Source organism: Ferroglobus sp. (genome assembly GCF_015521575.1).
Lineage (GTDB): Archaea > Halobacteriota > Archaeoglobi > Archaeoglobales > Archaeoglobaceae > Ferroglobus.
Map to the genome: position 1 here is coordinate 1 of NZ_WANY01000006.1, position 6,712 is coordinate 6,712.

Consider the following 6,712-nt stretch of genomic DNA (forward strand, 5'->3'; position numbering starts at 1 on the left):
AAATTAAGTTCACGCTCGCAGCATCGTTTGAACGTGAAGGGAAAAACACATATTTACAGCGAGCGAAGTTTGTTCTCAAAAGCCCCGGTGGGGTAGCGGACATCCTCGGGGGCTGCGGACTCCCGGACCCGGGTTCAAGTCCCGGCCGGGGCATACCATCTAATAGGAGGTGAAATTTTGAAAGAAAACTACTTTGACAAAGTAGCGTCTACATGGGACGAAATGCGAAGTTTTCTTTTTTCAGAAGAAGTTAGGGATATAGCTCTATCGGTAGCTGGGGTGAAAGAAGGAAAGACTGCTGTCGATGTTGGTGCTGGTACCGGATTTATAACGGAGGGGCTCGTTAAGAAGGGATTGGAGGTTATTGCAGTTGATAAGTCGAGAGCTATGCTTATAGAAATGAAAAGGAAATTCAGATCGTTTGACGTTCACTACTGTATCGGAGATGCGGAAAAATTGCCGATATTGAATAATGCTATTGATTATGTTTTCTCAAACATGTGTCTTCATCATGTAAACTCTCCACAAAGAGCAATAAGGGAAATGACGAGAATTCTAAAACCGGGAGGGAAGCTCGTTATAACGGATCTTGACAAACACAACTTTGAATTCATGAAAGAAATTCATCACGATAAGTGGATGGGTTTTAGAAGAGAGGAGATCAAAAAATGGTTCGAAGAAGCTGGATTAAAAAATGTAAGGGTGGAGTGCACCAATAAAAATTGTTGCGTTCAACCATGTGGTATTAGTATATTCGTCGCCTTTGGGGAGAAGTAGCATTGGGAACTAAAAAGTTTTTAAGGTTGTAAAATAAACCTCGGCTATGGCACTGGGTTTCGTTTTGATAAAAGTGTCGCCAAGAAAAGAAAGGGAAGTTTACGAAAAAATAGCACAGATAGAAGAAGTGGAAGAACTTTACCCGCTTTTCGGAGAGTACGACCTTATAGCCAAGATAGTCGTCAGAGACTTCGAGCATTTAAGCGATGTGGTTGTTAAGAAAATAAGAGCCATTGACGGAGTTCTTGAGACTAAAACCCTTACGGGAGCGAAGTTCTGATGATCAGGGGGTTGAGGATAATAGCGAAAAACCAAATAGGAGTTTTGAGGGATCTAACTACTATTATCGCCGAACACGAGGGAAACATAACCTACGCTCAGACGTTTATAATAAAGCACGGAGAATACAAAGGAAACGCCCTGATCTACTTCGAAATCGAGGGAGGAGAGTTCGAAAAAATCGTGGAAAAGATAAAAGAATTGCCGACGGTCATAGAAGTTGAAGAGGAGAAACCCTTCGAGAAAGTGTTCGGAAAGAGAGTCATAATCTTCGGCGGAGGAGCCTTAGTTTCGCAAGTGGCTCTCGGAGCCATAACTGAGGCGGACAGGCACAACTTAAGGGGAGAAAGAATCAGCGTTGACACAATGCCGTTGGTAGGGGAGGAAGAACTTGCCGAAGCTGTGAAAGCTGTTTCGAGGCTTCATAGAGCGGAAATTTTGGTACTGGCTGGTGGGATTATGGGAGGCAAGATAGCGGAGGAAGTTAAGAAGCTTAGAAAAGCTGGGATAAGAGTAATAAGTCTCAACATGTTCGGAGATGTGCCGAAAGTGAGCGACCTCGTCGTAAGCGACCCAGTTATGGCTGGAACTTTGGCAGTGATGCACATATCCGAGAGGGCTCAGTTTGACATAGACAGAGTTAGGGGAAGAAGAATCTAACAACTTTCAGTATTTTCGGATTTTTTACCAAAAATTTCAAGATGGAGCTCGGCTTGTCCATGTGCAGATCTTCGAAGCTTAAATCGGAGGCAATTCTAACAAGTTCTTCGTAATCCTCATCCCTCAGAGTTTCGTACAACCTTCTAATCTTTTCTCCAAAATGGTACTCCTTCCACAATCTTTTTTTGTACGCTTTTTCGAAAGCTTTCAAATTCGGAAAAGTTTCTCCGAGCAATTCTGCAGCTATTAATGTGTAATAAATTCCTCCTCCCGTATAGGGCTTTACCATCCCAGCCGAATCACCGATTAAAGCCGCGTTTTCCCTAACAAAATCCACAAGTCTTATGGGAATAGCTCCCACATTCAACTCTAAAATCCCCTTCCTGACTCTTTCAGAAACTGAGGGATGCTCGTTGATCAACCTTTGCAGGTATTCCTTAGGGTTTGTCTTCGAAACCACACCGATTCTTGCCAAGCCCTTTTCAACCGGAACAGCATAGGCGAAAAATCCGTCGGAATACTTTCTTCCAAAGTAAAGCTCGACGAAGTTGTCATCAATTGCCTCGAACTCGGAGAGAATTTGAACAGCCAAGAAAATTTTCGGTCTCTTAAAATCCAAGTTCTTGGCGACAACGCTGTTAACTCCGTCAGCTCCTATGAGCAGGTCAAAATTCTCCTTTTTCTCTTTTCCGTTTACAATAAACGTTACCTCCTTACTCTTCACCCTAACGACTTTCGAGCCCATCCTAACTTCAGCAACCTTTGAAGCTCTTCTTAAAAGCTGAGGATCCATCAATTTTCTTTCTACAACAACCCCCCTACTTTTTCCGATAGCCTCGACATATTTTCCGCTTGGAGAGAAGAAGAAAGCTCCCTTTATTTCATTCTGCTTGGCGTTAACTCCAAGGTCTTTCAGTTTTTTGTAGCAGTCTTCACTTATCAATCCAGCACAACTCACGGGAAATCCGGAATCCCTGTGTTCTTCAAACACAACGACATCTGCATTTTTCTCCCCGAGATTTATAGCTGCCAAGCTTCCGGCAACCCTACCTCCTACAATACAAACTTTCACTCAATTTTTTCCTCTCTTTGAGCTTAAATCGTTTCCCCCACAAAAGTATTTATATCAATACGTATGCGTTTGTATGGATGATTCCAAGGGTGATGAGCACCCAGCATCCGGATAACGCAAATATGCCGTTCTTTGCCAGAGGAGAGTATTTAAACGGAGAGGATGAGATTAAGGAGGCGTATTACGTTTTTTCTCATTTTGGCTGCGACGAGCAGATGTGGGATTTCGAGGGGAAAGAAGTTGACGATTTTGTCGTTAGAAAACTCCTCTCGAATTATCCAGACTTTTTTAAAAGGAAACCCCTTGGAAAATTCTTCAGATTAACTCCAAGAATTCCAAACCCGAGCGTTGAAAAGGAAGAGGCGAAACTTTTATCGGAAATCCTTGAAATGATCCCAAGAAGCTACGACTACGTAAAATCTTTCGACATAGATCAGGAGCCGATTTTTGAAGTAATACTACCGATGACGAGAACTCACGAGGAAGTTTTAAGAATCTACTACTTCTACAAGGACTTCGTTGCCGGAAAGGGAAAGTTAAGTTTGAGGGACGGAACAAAAATATCCGAATGGCTTGGGGAATTTAAGCCCGAGGAAATCAAAGTTATTCCCCTCTTGGAGGATAAGAAATCTCTTTTGAATGCTAAAGAAATCGTTAGCAAGATCGTCGAGGAAACTAACAGCGAACACATCCGAGTGTTTTTAGCGAGATCGGATCCAGCCTTAAACTACGGATTTATTTCCGCAACCATCTACGTGAAGTATTCCCTCATGCGTTTGGAAGACGTTAACGCTGAAGTCTATCCGATACTCGGTGTGGGTTCGTGCCCCTTTAGAGGAGGACTTTCTCCAAAAAACCTACAGCCGGTGGATGAATTTCCTTCCGTGGAAACTTTCACCGTTCAATCGGCTTTTAAATACGATTACGAATTTTCGGAGGTTAGAAAAGCCATAGAAAGGATAAAGGAAAAAAGGAAGGGGAAAGCCGAGGTTATAGATGAAGAATACTTGAGGCTGGCTGAAAAGCTCACCGAAGCTTACAGAAAGAGAATTCCGCTCATAGCAAACTTTGTGAACTCTTTCTCGAAAAACGTTCCGAAGAGAAGGATGAGAAAACTTCACATCGGTCTTTTCGGTTACTCAAGGGGGGAAGGAGTTAAACTTCCGAGAGCTATTACATTCTGTGCCTCTCTTTACTCGATAGGATTTCCGCCGGAGTTGCTCGGAATTGCCGAGCTTAGTGATAAGGATTACGAAAAAGTTTTGGAGGTTTTTAGTGGCTTTGAAGCTATGATCGGAGAAGCTCTGAAGTATTTCAATCCGAATTCGATGAAAGTGCTGAATTCTAAGCTTGAAAAGGACGTTGAAAGAGCTAAAGAGCTTTTCGAAATCGAAGTCGACGAGGAACACGAAAAAGTTACGAACGAAATCATAAACATGCTCGGTAAGGGCTTGGATTTAAAAGAGAGGGTAGCCGAAGCGGGAATTTTGAGGGGCTTTCTCGGATAAATTTCTTTCTTAAGACATCTCCAGTTCCTTTTTTCAACCAAAACCTTTATATAGAACTACCAATCCACTAAACTCTCGAGGTGGTACTGGATGGCGACGTTGCAAGGCACTCCGATACTGATTTTGAAGGAGGGGACGCAGAGGACCGTCGGAAGAGATGCGCAGAGGATGAACATAATGGCTGTTAGAGTTATCGCCGAAGCTGTCAGGAGCACTCTTGGGCCGAGGGGAATGGACAAGATGCTTGTGGACAGTCTTGGTGATGTTGTGATTACGAACGATGGTGTTACGATTCTCAAGGAGATGGATGTTGAGCATCCGGCTGCAAAGATGGTGATAGAAGTAGCCAAGACTCAGGAGAATGAAGTAGGAGATGGAACGACCACAGCAGTTGTTATTGCCGGAGAGTTGTTGAAGAAGGCTGAAGAATTGCTTGAGGCTGACATACACCCGACCGTAATAGCTAAAGGTTACAGATTGGCTGCAGAAAAAGCCATGGAAATCCTCGACAGCATAGCCATAGAAGTAAACAGAGACGACGACGAGCTGCTGAAGAAAATAGCAGCTACCGCCATGACTGGCAAGGGTGCGGAAGTGGCGATAAACAAGTTGGCTGACATCGCTGTAAAAGCAGTTAAGATTGTCGCCGAGGAGGTTAACGGAAAGATAGAAGTTGACACGGACAACATTAAGATAGAAAAGAGAACTGGAGCGTCTGTAGAAGACTCGGAGCTTGTAGAGGGAATCGTCATCGACAAGGAAGTTGTTCACCCGGGAATGCCGAAGCTCGTAAAGAATGCCAAGATACTCGTGTTGAATGCCGCTTTGGAGGTTAAAGAGACTGAAACTGATGCCAAGATAAGAATTACTGATCCAGACATGCTTCAGAGGTTCATAGAGCAGGAGGAGAAGATGATAAAGGAGATGGTTGACAAGATCGTCGAGGCTGGAGCTAATGTGGTGTTCTGCCAGAAGGGAATCGACGACTTGGCTCAGTATTACCTTGCTAAAGCCGGAATTCTTGCAGTGAGGAGAGTAAAGAAGAGCGACATCGAAAAGATTGCAAAAGCCTGCGGAGCGAGGATACTTACTGACTTGAGAGACCTCAAGTCGGAGGACCTTGGAGAGGCAGAGATCGTGGAGGAGAGAAAGGTTGGCGACGAAAAGATGGTGTTCATAAGAGGCTGCAAGAATCCGAAAGCAGTGACGATCCTCGTGAGGGGCGGAACCGAACACGTGGTTGAGGAGATTGCAAGAGGAGTTGAAGATGCAGTGAAAGTCGTGGCTGCAGCCTTGGAAGACGGTAAAGTCGTTGCTGGCGGTGGTGCTCCGGAGATTGAAGTAAGCCTTAGAGTTAAGGAGTGGGCTCCGAGCCTTGGTGGAAGAGAACAATTAGCTGCTGAAGCCTTTGCTGCAGCTTTAGAAGTCATTCCAAAGAGCTTGGCTGAAAACGCCGGATTGGATCCTATCGACATCTTGGTTGAACTTAAGTCCGTGCATGAGCAAGGAAATGTATATGCTGGAATAGACGTTTACAACGGAAAAGTAGTTGACATGAAGGAGCAGGGAGTCCTTGAGCCGCTCAGAGTTAAGAAGCAAGCCATCAAATCTGCAACAGAAGTGGCTACGATGATTCTGAGAATCGACGATGTCATAGCTGCCAAAGGACTTGAAAAGGAGAAGGAGAAGGGCGGAGAAGAGAGCGGAGAAATGGGAACTGAGTTCTAACCAAAACCCTTAATTTCTTTTTTACCCCTACTTTTCTGTGGATCTTATAAAAAAAGCATACGAGATTTCGGAAAGAATAAGAAAAGAGGACGAGTTTTTAGTTGTAACACATATAGATGCTGATGGCATTACTTCTGGAGCTATTGCTTATGAAACGTTGAGAAGAATTGGTAAAGAAGCGGAAATAATTTTCCTGAAACAGCTCGATGAGAATGCTGTTGAAAGGATAGCGGACGAGAACAGATTTGTCTGGCTGACGGATTTGGGTAGCGGAAACATCTCTCTTCTCCTAAGAAGAAAGCTCGAATTCGTAATTTCGGATCACCACGTTCCGGAAATGGTTTACAGGTGGCAGCTCAATCCCCACGACTTCGGATACGATGGCAGCTACGACTTGAGCGGCTCAACAACGACGTATCTCATTTCTCGCTGTCTCGGTTTGAACTACGACCTTTCGACTCTTGCTATAGTGGGAGCGGTGGGAGACCTGCAGGATTCCCGCGAGGCTAAGCTTGTGGGGCTTAACAGATTCGTGCTTGAAGAAGCGACTAAATACGGATACGTAAGTGCGATAAAAGATCTGAGGTTCTTCGGAAAGCAGACGAGACCAATCTACAAAATGCTTGAGTACACATTCGACCCGTACCTTCCGGGAATTAGCGGAAACGAGAGGGGGGCAATAGAGTTT

Annotated in this window: 7 protein-coding genes and 1 tRNA gene; 7 read left to right on the forward strand and 1 reads right to left on the reverse strand. The window is 44.3% G+C overall.

The window, feature by feature from the left end; translation table 11 throughout:
- Positions 1-81: 81 nt before the first annotated feature.
- From F7C14_RS00240 to F7C14_RS00255, 4 genes are all read left to right on the forward strand, one after another.
- Positions 82-153, forward strand: a tRNA-Arg gene (locus F7C14_RS00240).
- A 24-nt stretch (positions 154-177) separates the two neighbouring features.
- Entirely contained in the window at positions 178-777 is a 600-nt protein-coding gene (locus F7C14_RS00245) for a class I SAM-dependent methyltransferase (protein WP_290898323.1), read from the forward strand.
- A 46-nt stretch (positions 778-823) separates the two neighbouring features.
- Positions 824-1,057, forward strand: a complete 234-nt coding sequence (locus F7C14_RS00250; RefSeq protein ID WP_290898326.1) for an Lrp/AsnC ligand binding domain-containing protein — start codon at positions 824-826, stop codon at positions 1,055-1,057.
- Positions 1,057-1,716: a DUF5612 domain-containing protein gene (locus F7C14_RS00255; RefSeq protein ID WP_290898329.1), complete on the forward strand. Its 660-nt coding sequence runs from the start codon at positions 1,057-1,059 to the stop codon at positions 1,714-1,716. Before F7C14_RS00250 ends, F7C14_RS00255 begins: the two co-directional genes overlap by 1 nt.
- On the opposite strand, the gene F7C14_RS00260 is transcribed toward F7C14_RS00255, so the two are convergent.
- Positions 1,697-2,788: an NAD(P)/FAD-dependent oxidoreductase gene (locus F7C14_RS00260; protein ID WP_290898332.1), complete on the reverse strand. Its 1,092-nt coding sequence runs from the start codon at positions 2,786-2,788 to the stop codon at positions 1,697-1,699. The genes F7C14_RS00255 and F7C14_RS00260 overlap by 20 nt on opposite strands.
- 77 nt (positions 2,789-2,865) lie before the next feature.
- Between F7C14_RS00260 and ppcA the strand changes: the two genes are divergently transcribed.
- The 3 genes from ppcA to F7C14_RS00275 form a co-directional block, all read left to right on the forward strand.
- Positions 2,866-4,296, forward strand: a complete 1,431-nt coding sequence (ppcA, locus tag F7C14_RS00265; protein ID WP_290898335.1) for a phosphoenolpyruvate carboxylase — start codon at positions 2,866-2,868, stop codon at positions 4,294-4,296.
- Between the two features lie 90 nt (positions 4,297-4,386).
- Positions 4,387-6,024: a thermosome subunit beta gene (gene thsB, locus F7C14_RS00270; protein WP_290898338.1), complete on the forward strand. Its 1,638-nt coding sequence runs from the start codon at positions 4,387-4,389 to the stop codon at positions 6,022-6,024.
- Between the two features lie 37 nt (positions 6,025-6,061).
- Positions 6,062-6,712, forward strand: a 651-nt coding sequence (locus F7C14_RS00275) for a DHH family phosphoesterase (RefSeq protein WP_290898340.1), incomplete at its 3' end; no start/stop codon positions are given.